This window comes from Mammaliicoccus sp. Q-M61, assembly GCF_022386055.1.
Lineage (GTDB): Bacteria > Bacillota > Bacilli > Staphylococcales > Staphylococcaceae > Mammaliicoccus > Mammaliicoccus sciuri_A.
In genome coordinates this window covers 140,118-154,790 of sequence record NZ_JAJNJL010000005.1, presented here as the reverse complement: position 1 = coordinate 154,790, position 14,673 = coordinate 140,118, and the positions used below count along the sequence as shown (strand labels likewise).

15 protein-coding genes are annotated in these 14,673 nt (G+C 32.5%); 13 read left to right on the top strand and 2 right to left on the bottom strand.

The window, feature by feature from the left end:
* Positions 1 to 96: 96 nt before the first annotated feature.
* Positions 97 to 1,302, bottom strand: coding sequence for an MFS transporter (locus LQ677_RS08905; protein WP_191836149.1), 1,206 nt, complete (start codon positions 1,300 to 1,302; stop codon positions 97 to 99).
* Positions 1,303 to 1,902: 600 nt separating this feature from the next.
* Between LQ677_RS08905 and LQ677_RS08900 the strand changes: the two genes are divergently transcribed.
* From LQ677_RS08900 to LQ677_RS08840, 13 genes are all read left to right on the top strand, one after another.
* On the top strand, positions 1,903 to 2,379 hold the full coding sequence (locus LQ677_RS08900; protein ID WP_025904911.1) for a GNAT family N-acetyltransferase: 477 nt from the start codon (positions 1,903 to 1,905) through the stop codon (positions 2,377 to 2,379).
* Positions 2,380 to 2,392: 13 nt separating this feature from the next.
* Complete coding sequence (locus LQ677_RS08895; protein ID WP_025904912.1) at positions 2,393 to 3,154, top strand: 2-keto-4-pentenoate hydratase; 762 nt, start codon at positions 2,393 to 2,395, stop codon at positions 3,152 to 3,154.
* A gap of 23 nt (positions 3,155 to 3,177) precedes the next feature.
* Positions 3,178 to 4,476, top strand: a complete 1,299-nt coding sequence (locus LQ677_RS08890) for an HD domain-containing protein (RefSeq protein ID WP_048541443.1) — start codon at positions 3,178 to 3,180, stop codon at positions 4,474 to 4,476.
* Between the two features lie 68 nt (positions 4,477 to 4,544).
* On the top strand, positions 4,545 to 5,057 hold the full coding sequence (locus tag LQ677_RS08885; RefSeq protein WP_037590570.1) for a YwhD family protein: 513 nt from the start codon (positions 4,545 to 4,547) through the stop codon (positions 5,055 to 5,057).
* Positions 5,058 to 5,262: 205 nt separating this feature from the next.
* Positions 5,263 to 5,679, top strand: a complete 417-nt coding sequence (locus tag LQ677_RS08880) for a YwiB family protein (protein ID WP_025904915.1) — start codon at positions 5,263 to 5,265, stop codon at positions 5,677 to 5,679.
* Positions 5,676 to 7,334, top strand: coding sequence for an arginine--tRNA ligase (gene argS, locus LQ677_RS08875; RefSeq protein ID WP_049319477.1), 1,659 nt, complete (start codon positions 5,676 to 5,678; stop codon positions 7,332 to 7,334). The genes LQ677_RS08880 and argS overlap by 4 nt, the downstream gene beginning before the upstream one ends.
* Positions 7,335 to 7,429: 95 nt before the next feature.
* On the top strand, positions 7,430 to 8,320 hold the full coding sequence (locus LQ677_RS08870) for an ABC transporter substrate-binding protein (protein ID WP_239748410.1): 891 nt from the start codon (positions 7,430 to 7,432) through the stop codon (positions 8,318 to 8,320).
* A complete protein-coding gene (locus LQ677_RS08865; RefSeq protein ID WP_239748392.1) occupies positions 8,313 to 9,293 on the top strand; it encodes a FecCD family ABC transporter permease in 981 nt (326 codons plus the stop codon). Before LQ677_RS08870 ends, LQ677_RS08865 begins: the two co-directional genes overlap by 8 nt.
* Before the next feature lie 86 nt (positions 9,294 to 9,379).
* Positions 9,380 to 10,144, top strand: coding sequence for an HAD family hydrolase (locus LQ677_RS08860; RefSeq protein ID WP_227531999.1), 765 nt, complete (start codon positions 9,380 to 9,382; stop codon positions 10,142 to 10,144).
* Positions 10,141 to 10,920: an alpha/beta fold hydrolase gene (locus tag LQ677_RS08855; protein WP_051575479.1), complete on the top strand. Its 780-nt coding sequence runs from the start codon at positions 10,141 to 10,143 to the stop codon at positions 10,918 to 10,920. The genes LQ677_RS08860 and LQ677_RS08855 overlap by 4 nt, the downstream gene beginning before the upstream one ends.
* Before the next feature lie 124 nt (positions 10,921 to 11,044).
* Entirely contained in the window at positions 11,045 to 11,572 is a 528-nt protein-coding gene (locus tag LQ677_RS08850; RefSeq protein ID WP_037590564.1) for an SA0570 family protein, read from the top strand.
* 94 nt (positions 11,573 to 11,666) lie between these two features.
* Positions 11,667 to 12,383 carry a hypothetical protein gene (locus LQ677_RS08845; protein ID WP_025904922.1) on the top strand — a complete coding sequence of 239 codons (717 nt, stop codon included), beginning with the start codon at positions 11,667 to 11,669 and terminating at the stop codon, positions 12,381 to 12,383.
* A 132-nt stretch (positions 12,384 to 12,515) separates the two neighbouring features.
* Positions 12,516 to 13,298, top strand: coding sequence for an alpha/beta fold hydrolase (locus LQ677_RS08840; RefSeq protein WP_191836145.1), 783 nt, complete (start codon positions 12,516 to 12,518; stop codon positions 13,296 to 13,298).
* A gap of 877 nt (positions 13,299 to 14,175) precedes the next feature.
* On the opposite strand, the gene sarA is transcribed toward LQ677_RS08840, so the two are convergent.
* Positions 14,176 to 14,544, bottom strand: coding sequence for a global transcriptional regulator SarA (gene sarA, locus LQ677_RS08835; RefSeq protein ID WP_025905497.1), 369 nt, complete (start codon positions 14,542 to 14,544; stop codon positions 14,176 to 14,178).
* Positions 14,545 to 14,673 lie beyond the last annotated feature (129 nt).

Here is a 14,673-nt window from a genome sequence, read left to right as displayed (position 1 = left end):
AAGAACAGCACACTTTTAAAACACTATAATAATAAAAGCGAAGTACATGGAATTTGTACTTCGCTTTATATTTATTTAACATATTTTTTAATTCGATTAGCTAATCTTGTTACGGTTTGTCATCAGAAAAATTGTAGAAATGAAGAGAAGTGTTGCTGCTAATAAAAATGTGAACCTCACTCCAAACATATCAGTCAAGTTACCTAAAACTAATGAAGAAACTCCAAAAGTCGCAGTTACTAGAGCGTCTTTTGCAGAGTATATTTTAGGAAGAAGTCTATGAACAACACTCTTTTGTACTGCTGTCTGTTGAGCTACATCTTTAATTTGATTTACTATTCCAAATATCAGAGATATTACTAGTGCGATCCATGGAGTCGATACTAAACCAAACATTAGAGTCGTCAAACTAGCCCCAAATGAACCCACTACAATAACATAACTAGAAAGTCGAGTTACTAAATGTGACCATTTTAAACTACAAAAGCCACCTATCATTAATCCAGCAAAGAAACTGGCATTTATATATCCCCACCATTGTTCACTCGTTTGTAAGACTTGCTCAACATAAATATACATAATTGCAGCTACCCATACCACGTTTGCTATAGATTCAAAAAATTCAACAATACTTATGGTACGTAAAGTAGGCGTATGCCATATGGTTATCCAGCCTTCTTTTAATATGTCCCAATTCGTAGGCTTTTTTTGTTTTTCTTGACTAAATCCGTTTTTATCGACGTTTTGAATTAGAAACATCATGATAGTAGATGCTACAAATAAGAAAAATGTTAACCATATAACATTTTCACCACCGATAATAGCAACGAGTATTCCCCCAACTGTCCATCCACCAAGACGAATCGTTTGGTCAAGAATGGCAAGAAAACTATTAGCTTTCACTAGAAAATCCTGTTCAATAAATATAGGGACTAAAGCATTTCTTGCTGGGTTTGCCCATCCATCTAAAAAAGAAATAGCAATTACTAATAAAAAAATCAGGAAAATGGTGCTAGAAGAAGGAAAAATTTCTGTATAACATCCAAGAATGAGAATAAGAATTGTCTTTCCAAATTGTGAATATGCCAACAATGATTTTAATTGGACACGTTCAATAATCAATGGCGCAATCATACCACTTAAAAAACGCGATGTTGTGATAAAAAAGGGCACAAATGCCATATAAGTTACAGATCCTGATATTCCATATATGATTGCTATTAAACCAACCATATAAAAGACATCTCCACTATTTGCGAGAGATTGGCCAATCCATAAAAAGCGAAATGATGATTTATGCATAAAAATATTACTCCCTTTAAAGATTTTACTATTCAATTGTTTTTATTAAGGGTTAGTAATATTACATTTTTTCGCCATCCTTTTTAATTTGGTATTTGAACTGTTAAGTACAGTAAGAAATCTTCTTTGAAATTCCTACTTAATATTGCATCATCATTTCCTTTTTATAAAATTACAAAATAAAAATAGCATACGGTTAATAAAATAACAAGTCGGATAATTCTGAAAATTAATGATTTATACTTATAAATGACAAATTAAAATGAACATCCTAAAAATCTATATATAAATGGAAGGGGATTATTATTTAGTAAAAATGATTGTTAGTTTTCCATTTTTTTATATTTTGAAGTTCTGTATTTTAAATATGTGTTAACATACTTAACAAATATTACATTTCTGTAGGGTTTTCGGGTATAATTAAGTATTCTGAATATTATAGTTTTTAATATATAAATGATATAATTATTTATAACGTGAGATATAAAGTTATTTGAAATGTGTACATTGGAACGTTATTAAACGGGGATTTACAAACTTAGATTAATAGACATCATGAATTGACGATTGATGTGTAAGGTAGATAGAGGAGAGATATTTATGGCAAATGTAAGAAAAGCAACAATTGAAGATTATTCAGGTATTAAAAATGTAGCGTCTAAGGCTTGGTATGACACGTATACCAATATTTATACTGCGAGCACTGTGACGGCATTTTTAAATGCGTCTTATTCTAAAGAGATGCTTCAAAAGCGCATTAATGATTCTGATTTCTTTGTTGCAGAAGATGAAGATAAGATTGTTGGTTTTGCTAATTTTATCAAAGGTACTGAATTGTATTTATCTTCTCATTATGTTCTACCTGAAGCGCAACGTGAAGGGTATGGTAAAGCTTTATTACAAGCAGGTTTAGATCAATACAAAGATTTATATCATGAAGTTTATTTAGAAGTGGATGGCAAGAATGATATCGGTATAGCCTTTTATAAAAAGGAAGGTTTTGAAGTGATACGTGAATATGAAGAATTACTTTTTGGTGACACAATGCGCACGACGTTAATGAAAAAAACTTTTTAGGAGGTTGATTGTAATGGAACAATCACTAAATAAATGGATTTCGCAATTTTATGAAGCTTATGAGAATCAATCAATTATTCCAAATGGTGTTTTACCATCGAATATAACTGAACATGCTGCATATGATATTCAAGAAGGTGTGTTGCAGCGTAAGGAAGAAACTGAAATTCATAAAGGTTATAAAATTAGTTTAACGAGTCAAGAAACGAGAGATATCTTTTCTTCAACAACGCCATTATATGGTGCAATGGGAGAAACAACAATTCTGGACAAACATATTTATTTGAATGACTTAAATGAACCTTTAGCAGAGTTAGAATTAGTCTTTATTGTTCAAGAAGAATTAACAGAAGAAGATAGCCTTGAAGATATTATGAATAAATGCTTGATTGCACCAGGGGTAGAGATTCCAGATTCACGTTTTAGTAACTGGTTCCCTAATTTATCTGTAACAGAAATTATTGCTGATAGCGCAGTAAGTGGTGGCGTTGTTTACGGTGAACCTAAGAAATTAAGTTATGAAGACATAGATAACATTAAGGGGACACTATATTTAGACGGTAAAGAATTAGCTTCAGGGTTTAGTACAGAAGTTGAGGGGCATCCTGCTAAAGCTGTTAAGTGGTTGATTAATGAAATTAAAGAATATAATCGTTCATTAACACCAGGCATGTTTATTTCAAGTGGAACATTTATTTTGCCTAAACCTTTAACACAAGGAGAGTATAAAGCCGTATATGAAAATGTCGGCGAAATAGAGTTTATTGTAGAATAATTGGATGAAATGGAGGGAACAAAGTGACACAGGAAGCTTATGGAACAAAAAAATTACCTGAAGAGAAAGTTTTTAAAGACCCTGTTCATCGTTATATACACGTAAGAGACCAATTAATTTGGGATCTTATCAAAACGAAAGAATTTCAACGCTTAAGAAGAATTAAACAACTTGGAACACTCTATTTATCTTTCCATACAGCTGAGCATAGTCGCTTTGGACATTCTCTAGGTGTATATGAAATTGTACGACGTATGATAGATGAAGTATTTGAAGGACGTGCACATTGGGATAATAAGGATAGACCACTCGCATTATGTGCAGCACTTTTACATGATTTAGGGCACGGTCCATTTTCACATTGTTTTGAAAAAATCTTTCTAACGGATCATGAAAAATTTACACAGCTGATCATTAAAGGTGATACAGAAGTTAATGAAGTATTGAGTAGAGTGTCGCCTGATTTTCCAGCTGAAGTAGCAGAAGTGATTAATAAGACACATGAAAATAAATTAGTCATATCAATGATTTCATCTCAAATAGATGCTGATCGCATGGATTATTTACAGCGAGATGCTTATTTTACAGGTGTGAGTTACGGTCAATTTGATATGGAACGTGTGCTTAGATTGATGCGTCCGTCTAAAGATGAAGTGTTGATTAAAGAAAGTGGTATGCATGCAGTTGAAAACTTCTTAATGAGTCGTTATCAAATGTATTGGCAAATTTATTTTCACCCGGTTAGTCGAGGTGGAGAAGTGTTGCTAAATCGCTGCTTTAAGCGTGCGAAAGTACTTTATGATCAAGGGTATTCATTTAAAGAACAACCTAAATATTTAATTCCATTTTTTGAAGAAGACGTTTCAATCGCTGATTATATTCGTCTTGATGAAGCGGTCGTGATGTATTATTTAGAAGAGTGGACTGAAGAAGACGATCCAATCTTAAGTGATTTAAGTAAAAGATTTGTTAATCGTGATTTATTTAAATACTTACCATTTGATGGATCTATTATTACGATTGGTGAACTGACAGATCTATTTGAAAAAGGCGGCATTGACCCAGAATATTATTTCGTTTGTGACTCGTTCTCAGACTTACCGTATGATTATGATCGACCAGGATCAAATAGACAGCCGATACATCTATTACAGAAGACAGGTCGTATTAAAGAAATTAGTAGCCAATCAGTTATCATCCATAGTATTACAGGGATTAAACGTTTAGACTATAAATTATATTATCCTAAAGAATTAATTATAGAAATGGAAGATGAAACGATTAAAGGTGATATTATCAATATATTAAATGAACTCGTGTAGATTATAAACTTGAATGTCAGTCTGATACTCTAGTATGATGTAATCATGAATTAAATGAGGTGAAACAAGTGGCTGAAAAGAAAGGATTTCAATTTAATATCATTAAAAATGATCCATTAGATGGGCATAAAGGTACAAATATAGGCTCTATAAGTTTAGACAACGTTGCGCCTGTATTTGTCGATGTATCAGAACAAACTGCATTTATCGATATTGGTGCCATGCATGCTAGAGCTGAAGTAGAAAAGCGTGTGAAATGGGTTAAAGATATAGAAGAAGTCAAAGGTGAAGAAGCAAAAGAATATTGGCTTTGCTGGGTTACAACTGAACGTGGCGAACAAGGTCCATATTATGCAGGGCTAACAGGTTGCTATTTAATGGTTAATAAACCTAAGAAGCGTGGATATAAAAGTATGCCAGAACATGTGAATATGATGGATAAATCTATGAAACATCAAGTGAAGATTGACCAAATTGGTGACGAAAATAGAGCAATTCTTAAAAAATTCCTTCAAGAACATAATTCTGAAATGTGGCATAACAGCAGTGATGAACTAAAATCATCTTTAGAGATAGATTAAATATGTCTATTTTGTGACTTAATTGTGAATTATCACAATTCAATTAAATAGCTATTGTCTTTTCACAATATCATAAGTAAAATAGTTGATAGCTACTATAGCTAGGACACTAAAAAAAGCAGGCGCTTTTCGCCCTGCTTTTTTTAATTTTAATAGTCAAATATGCTATAATGATATACGTTCTTAAACGGTGAGGTGGCCAATTATGAAAGAAAATATTAATATAAATATTAAACAAGTCGTGAAACAAAATGGCGAGAAAGAAACATTTCAAACAAAAACATCAGGTACATTTCATAGAAGAAATAGCGATATAATTAGATATGAAGAAACGATTGATGAACAAATCGTAAAAAATATGCTTAAAATAGAAGATGATGGCGTGAAAATCCACCGTACTGGCGCGGTCAAAACAGTCTTTCATTTTGTTGAAGGACAAGAAACGATTAGTTATTATGATACTGATGCAGGACGCATGACAATGCACGTTAATACATTATCAATCAAACATTTTATAGACGATCAACAAGGTAAACTCAGGATACATTATCAGCTAAGTGATCAAACTGGGTTACTTGGAACATACCAATTTCAAATTAATTATAAGGAGATAAATGAATGAACATTATTAACCAAGTTAAAGAAACGTTAATTGAAGAAATTAAAGCAAGTATCATTAAATCTGAACTTGTAGAAACAGTTCCAGAAATTAAAATCGAAACACCTAAAGACCCTGCAAATGGAGATTATTCTTCTAATATTGCGATGGTATTAACAAAATTAGCGCGCAAAAATCCACGCGAAATAGCGAATCAAATCGTTGAAAATTTAGATACAAATAAAGCGAATGTTAAAAAAGTAGATATTGCAGGTCCTGGATTTATTAATTTCTACTTAGATCAACAATATTTAACTGAAATTATTAAGACAGCTTTAACAAAAGGCGAAACATTTGGTCAAACAGAAGAACGTAAAAACGAAAGTATCATCGTTGAGTATGTATCTGCAAACCCAACAGGAGATTTGCATATTGGACATGCACGTAATGCAGCAGTAGGTGATACGTTATCAAACGTGTTAAGTGCAGCTGGTTATGATGTAACACGTGAATATTATATTAACGATGCAGGTAAACAAATTGAAAATTTAGCGCATTCTATTGAAGCGCGTTATAACCAAGCGTTAGGTTTAGATGCTGAATTACCTGAAGATGGTTATTACGGTAAAGATATTATCGCAATCGGTAAAGACTTAGCTGAAAAACATCCTGAAATTAAAGATGAAGCTGAAGAAGAACGTATTAAGACATTCCGTAAACTTGGTTTAGATTATGAAATGAAAAAATTAAAACAAGACTTAGCAGATTTTAATATTCATTTTGATAATTGGTTCAGTGAAACATCATTATATGAAACAAACAAAATTTCAGCTGTTTTAGATAAAATGACAGAATTAGGCTATACTTATGAACAAGATGGCGCAACATGGTTAAAAACAACAGAATTTGGTGACGATAAAGACCGTGTGTTAATTAAACAAGACGGTACGTATACGTATTTCTTACCAGATATCGCTTATCATTACGATAAAGTAGAACGTGGATTTGACAAATTAATTAATTTATTTGGTGCTGATCACCACGGTTATATTAATCGGTTAAAAGCATCTCTTGAAACATTTGGCGTAGATTCAAAACGTCTTGAAATACAAATTATGCAAATGGTACGATTATTACAAGACGGCGTTGAAGTGAAAATGAGTAAACGTACAGGTAATGCTATTACGTTACGTGACATTATGGATGAAGTAGGCATTGATGCTGCTCGTTACTTCTTAACGATGCGTAGTCCTGATACACACTTTGACTTTGATATGGAATTAGCTAAGAAAGAATCACAAGATAACCCAGTGTATTATGCACAATATGCACATGCGCGTATATCATCTATTATTCGCCAAGCAGAAGAAAAAGGTATCACGATTGATCAAAATGTTGATTTATCATTAATTACACATGAAAAAGCATTTGATTTATTGAAGAAAATTGCTGAATTTGAACCAACAATTGTTTCTGCTGCAGAATCACGCAGTCCACATCGTATTACGAATTATATTCAAGATTTGGCTGCACAGTTCCACAAGTTCTATAATGCAGAGAAAGTATTAACAGATGATGCAGAGAAGACAAAAGCGCATTTAGCTTTAATTGAAGCGGCGCGTATTACACTTCGCAATGCGTTAGCATTAGTAGGTGTGTCAGCTCCAGAATCTATGTAATTGAATCATTATTTTAATTGAGGTGCAGCTCAATCTTATTTGAGTTGCGCCTTTTTGTGTACCATTTTTTAATTAAATATATGGAGGGATTAAGTATGAAAATAAACAAAATACTTTATTTAATCTTTGCTGCTATGATCATCGTGACAGGTTGCCAAAGCGGAGATAATACGGATAACAAGAAAGAAACGAAACAAGAAACAACAGATAAGAAAGAATATAAGCGTATTGTGTCGCTTATTCCAAGTAATACAGAAATATTATACGCGTTAGGACTTGGAGATAAAGTCGTTGGGGTATCAACTGTTGATGATTATCCTAAAGATGTGAAAGATAAAAAACAATTCGATGCCTTTAAACTTGATACAGAAGCGTTATTAAAAGCAAAACCTGATTTAATTTTGGCACATGAATCGAACAAATCTACACAAGAAAAAGATTTAAAAAAATTAAGTGATGCAGGCGTGAAAGTCGTCTACATAGATGATGCAAATTCAATTAATGAAATGTATGATACATTCAAACAAGTTGGAAAAGTAACAGGTAAAGAAAAAGAAGCGGATAAATTAGTAAGTAAAGTGAAGAAAGAAATAGAAGATGTTGTAAAAGATGTTCCAAAAGACCAACAAGGTAAAAAAGTATTTATGGAAATTTCTTCTCAACCTGACATTTACACTTCAGGATCAAATACGTTTTATGATGATATGTTAACTTCTATCAAAGCTAAGAATCTTTATCATGACCAAGAAGGATGGATTAAAACGGATAAAGAAAGTATTCTTAAAAGAAATCCTGATGTTATGATTACAACAAGTGGACAGTCTGAAGCGGAATATCAAAAATTAAATAACAATAGAGACGGTTTTGACCAAGTTAATGCTGTTAAAGAGAAACACGTTCATGCACTCAATGCAGATATGATTTCTAGACCAGGACCAAGATTAGCGAAAGGTCTAAAAGAACTTTCTGAAAAAGTTTATGACTAATAATCATAATGTTTATCGTCATGTTGTGATATGGTTTCTCGTTCTATTGTTTGCAATTGGCATTTCTTTATTCGTAGGATCTACGGGTATAACATGGAAATTTGATAATCAACTAGAATGGACGATTTTTTACAAGTTAAGAGTACCACGGACACTGTTAGCATTAATTGCTGGTATGGGGCTAGTCATGAGTGGTCAAATCTATCAAACGATATTGAATAATCCACTTGCGGATAGTTTTACATTAGGATTAGCAAGCGGGGCAACATTCGGAAGTGCGCTTGCCGTATTTATCGGCGTATCCATTTGGTTTGTGCCACTATTTTCAATATTCTTCAGCTTGTTAACGCTTATCGTTGTTGTACTGATTACAGAAACGATGGTCAAAACATTTCATGTAGCAACAATGATACTTTCAGGTATATTTATTGGTGCGTTCTTTAGTTCAGCACTCTATATACTTTTATTGCTTAAGCCGGATAAAGTTAATAGCATGGTGTCATATATGTTTGGCAGTGTTTCATCTGCCGAAAGAATAACTGTAGAAATCACTGGGATTGTTACTTTGATCTGTATATTAATCTTGTTTATGATGAGTCATTATATTAAAATGATTCAATTAGGTGAAGATAAAGCAACTACACTGGGTGTGAATGTTCGATTGATATCATGGACATGTTTGCTATTAGCTGCTATAATGACAGCCGTTATTATAAGTTTTACGGGTATTATTGGATTTATAGGTATGATTGTACCTCAAGTTGTTAGAAGGGTGTACAAGGTACCTATTAACGTTCAAATGATATTGAATTTATTAATCGGCGGCGCACTTTTATTAATTGCAGATACTGTTGGTAGAATTATCATAAGTCCGATTCAAATTCCGGTTGGCATTATACTCTCAATTATTGCCATACCGATTATGATGTATTTAATGATTACAGAACAACGAAAAAAAGTAAGAACTTACTGAATATATAAGGTATCTATCAGTATTAAATCACAATCAATAGCATACGGACACCAATCCTTTAAACATTATGATAGAGGGTTGGAGTTTTGTATGTAAAAATTGTATTGCTTTCTTTATGGAATAGTTTAAAATGTTTCTATGAAAGGGATGATGACATGTGTTCGTGTGATATTCAAGCGATTATTTTTGACTTAGAAGATACGCTTGTAGATCGTGAGAAATCGCGAATGAAGTTTTTGGAAGAACAGTTTGAGAGATTTCATGAGTTAATGGTAACAGTCCAAAGACGTGATTTTGAAAAGGTATATTTAACGTTAAATCCCTATGGTATAGAAGATGTTGAATGGGTATATCAAGAACTCGTTAAGAGATTAAATATAGAAAGGATATCATGGAAGACATTTTATAACGACTATAAGATGCATCACTACAGATACCATTTTCCTTTCTATGATACATTGGTAGCATTGGATAAATTGCGCAGCATGGGTTATAAATTAGGTGTTGTAGCGAATGGTAAGAGTGAAGAAATTACACACGTTATGAATGCAATCGGTATTTATCCATACATTCATTATGTTTCAACTTCTGATGAGGTGGGGGCTATGAAGCCAGACCCAATCATATTTGAAGATATATTGAAACATCTTGGCATAACGGCACATCATGCATTATATGTTGGAGATTGTCCTTTAAATGACATCGCAGCAGCACATGCTATGGGCATGAAGACTGCATGGATGGCTAATTCAGTCATTGGCACACCAGAGGAGCACGAATTAGATTATACAATCGAAAGTTTAAGTGATCTCATAGATGTTTGTAAACAAATCGAAAGAGGTGAAGCATGATGAACTTATTTTTAACGAAAGAAAATGTTGCCATACACTATAATACAAAAGGAAGCGGCTATCCAATTATCTTGTTACATGGTGTTTTTCAAGACATGGATGTCTTTGAACCACTGATTAAAAAATTAAGTAAAAATTATCAAGTTATATCTATTGATTTGAGAGGTCATGGCTTAAGTGATACACCACATGATAGTAGAGTAGATGACTATATTTCAGATATTCAGCAACTATTAAATGCATTATTCATTAACTCAGCATATGTAATTGGCCTAGAACTTGGCGCAACAATTGCAACAGGTCTCACATATAAGAATCCTGATTTGATCAATGGCATGGTGTTAATTAATCCTACAGACGATCATTCAACGTTCCCAGATAACCGTATTTATGATAGACATGCTGATGAAATTAGAACGATGTCTGATGAGGACAAAGAAAAATATTTATTAAGATTCAGATATAAAAATATTAAACAAGCTAAAAAGTTTGTAAAATCACATATTCCGTCGAATGACCTTCAAACGATGGAAGAAGAAATTGCTGTTAAGCGCTCTTTTAAAGACTTTGATATTATATCGTTACTTCCAGATATTGAAACTCGTACGCTCGTCATTTCTGGACAATACGATGGCAAAATATTATATAGCGAAGGTAAAAGAATAAGTGAACTGTTGCCGAATGCTGAATTTAAACTGTTTGAAGGTTCAGGCGAATTACCTTTTATTGAAGAAAAAGAGAAATTCATTAAAGTATTGGAAGAATTTTTAAGTTAATCAAGCGATATTTCACGGTTTTGTTACATGATTGTAATAAAAGTGGTCAATTTGTAATCTTTATGTTATAATTAACGCAGTTCAATGCATAGCATATAAGACACAGACTGAAGGAGAACCTCATATGAAAAAATGTCTCTTAATAATTGCAATGGTACTTATGGTTCTGCCATTTTCAACTTTTGCTGAGGCAAATGCTGCAACTAAAAATCAATTAAATATTAACGAAAATAATGTGCAGACCTATAAAGACGGTACAGTAACAATCGAAGGTATTAAAATTGGTGATAAGATTTCTAAAATTAAATCAAAGTATCCTAATTTAATGTTCTCATATTCTGATGATAGTAATGATAGAGAAAATTATTACGAATTTGATACTAAAAATGGACATATGATTATTACTGCCAAAGTTAAAGGTAATAAAGAAACAGTTAAACGCGTTACAATGATTTATGACAAATTAACAAATGTGAAATTAGATTCGCTTGTCTCAATTCTTGGTGACAATACGACTAAACGTGTACAAAATAATAAGTATACGGGCGGTTATGCATACGTGAATAATGGACAAGCACACTTCCAGCTTTCAAAAGCAACACCTGATAGTAAACAATTTAAAGTATATCGTGTTGATATAGGTAAATACTAAATCAATAGCGAATTTAATCCCCTGTTATGTTATATACATATTGCATAATAGGGGATTAATTTATACAATATTATAATGAAGGTGGTGTATTTATTTGCGTCCGAACAATAATGTATTGCTGGAAAATGTAAATGATTATTTACAGCATGTCGGTGTATTACCTAAACAAATTGATAAAGTGCAACATTCATTAAAGAAGGATATGAAAAAGTCAGATGAGAAAGATATAGATTATGCAGAATATCGACACAAATCTCACGCTGAAATACTTCAAATCATAGAGAGAAATATTGTGGTTGTAAATTATAATCCAATCATTTTTTATACACTACACTTCTTATTATTAGCATATTTATTTGATAAAAAGCTCATTCCGTTTAATGCCGTAACGGGATTGTATATATTTTATTTTGTAATTATATTGTCTATTTCACTCGTTATATATTTAATTATAAAAAAACATAGTTATCTCTATCCTAATCAGAAATTGATGATGACCAATATTTTCTTATTTAGTATAGGCATTGTTCTATGTATGCTTAAAATATTTAATGTTACGTTAGGAATGTATGTATTACCGTTACAAGTATTTCAAGCCATATTTGGCATAGGGATTCTTCTCGTTATACTCGCAATATTTATGAAAAAGCTCGAAGTTGGTGCAATGGGATTAGCAGTTATTCAAAAAACAATCGCATCCATAACGATGAATGAAACAGTAATTATGATTGTTACATTTGCGAGTTGGTCTATTATCCTCGTGATTATCCTTTATTTTGTAATGATGTATTCAACAAGAAAATATGTATAACATAAATGCAGAAAATGATGTATTGGCTACAATCATTTTTTGCATTTATTTTTATGGCATTAACTTAATATTATAAGTGTGAAAAATTGTTAAATGGGTATATTATTACTGTAAAGTAGGGAGGTACTCATTATGGGAGAATTATTAACAAGGGATGGGACTCATATAGTGTATGAAAAACACGGTAAAGGGAAACCATTAATTATGTTACATGCATTAAATATGAATTTAGCGACATTTAATTCAACAGTACAGCTTCTGAAAGATCAATTTACAATATATACAATGGATTCTAGGGGACATGGTAAATCAGATAAACAACAAGAAATTTCCATCCAAAATCATATAGATGATATTGTAGATTTAATGGATGCTGAAAACATAGAATCAGCTTATATATTAGGACATGATATGGGTGGCGTCATTGCACAAGAATTTACAAACCAACATTCAGATAAAGTAGAAAAGTTAGTACTCGTATCTTCAATTTCCAATCAAGGTAAACAACCACTTATTAAATTAATAGCTAAACATAGAGATAAAGTCGCAGGATTTAGTAAAGAAGAAGCAATGTTAATATTGTTCAATGAAATATTTCATGATGTTAAATCGACTTTTAAATGGTATCAAGAAGTGAAAAAATATTATCGAATGACACCAGAAGAAGATGCAATTTCTGTTAGATCTATAAATGGTATAAATATCAAAATAGATCATATAGATATACCAACACTTATCGTGAAAGGTAAACATGATCCTTTTGATATTGATAATGATTCGGAAAATATTAAGAACGCTCAAACAGAAATATTTGAACATTCAGGGCACGCACCATTTATTGAAGAAAGTGAAAAATTCAAACAAGTCGTATCATCTTTTTTAAATCAACCAGTAAGAGATAAACAAGTCATATAATAAAGAGAGCTAGGACATTTGATGATGTCTTAGCTTTTTATTGGTAAGGTGAGGAAGGTGTGGGGTGAAGCGGGTGTGAAGTGGTTTTGAGTAGGATGAGCGGTTGAGAAGTGATGTGCACCCAAATATTTGACCTAAACAAATCAAAATATTGGGGTGCACATCAAAGTCGTGGCTTAAGTCCTAAGTAAAGCCAAGAGATCATCCAAGTCCTGGCTTAAGTGTCTAATAAAGCCAAGAGATAGTCCAAGTCGTGGCTTAAGTCCTAAGTAAAGCCAAGAGATAGTCCAAGTCATGGCTTAAGTACTGAATAAAGCCGAGAGATCATCCAAGTCATGGCTTAAGTCCAGAGTAAAGCCAAGAGATGAGGCAAGTCATGGCTTAAGTGTCTAATAAAGCCAAGAGATTGTCTAAGTCGTGGCTTAAGTAGTGAATAAAGCCAAGAGATTGACTAAGTCGTGGCTTAAGTAGTGAATAAAGCCAAGAGATAGCCCAAGTCATGGCTTAAGTACTGAATAAAGCCAAGAGATGAGGCAAGTCGTGGCTTAAGTCCAGAGTAAAGCCAAGAGATGAGGCAAGTCATGGCTTAAGTCCAGAGTAAAGCCAAGAGATGAGGCAAGTCATGGCTTAAGTGTCTAATAAAGCCAAGAGATTGACTAAGTCGTGGCTTAAGTCCAAAGTAAAGCCAAGAGATTGACTAAGTCGTGGCTTAAGTAGTGAATAAAGCCAAGAGATCATCCAAGTCGTGGCTTAAGTGTTGAATAAAGCCAAGAGATTGTCTAAGTCATGGCTTAAGTCCTAAATAAAGCCAAGATCACCCATACCCCTCACCACACAAAAAAGCGGAGACATCATAGAATGTCTCCGCTTCGTCATATTATTCGTTAATTTCAGTTTTAGCGATTTCGTTATCGATTTTTTCAAGCACTTCAGAAATTGATTTACGTTGTTTTTTATTAACTAGAATTAAAACTGTACGCTCGTCATATTCATTTCTTCTTTTTGTAAAGTAGTCTTGTTGTGATAAGTTTTTAACTGCTTTTACAATTTGTGGTTGTTTGTAGTTTAACTTGCTAATGATTTTTTTAAGATGATATTCTTCATCGTCTGTTTCATTAATGTAAGTTAATACTGCGAATTCTTCAAAGCTAAGTGAAAAATCCTTTTTAATGATTGATTTTAATTTGTCCACATATGTTACAAGTGCTAATAAATCGGAACAATTTTCTATTTTAGAAATTGCCATTTTGAATCCCCCTAGAAGTGAGTATTTTGCTTCTGTAATTGAAATAATACAGTTTGGTGGTAAAGCCTCGCATTATCAACATGGAAGCGTTTTAAATTTTTAATTCATAAATACAGTTTATCAATTATT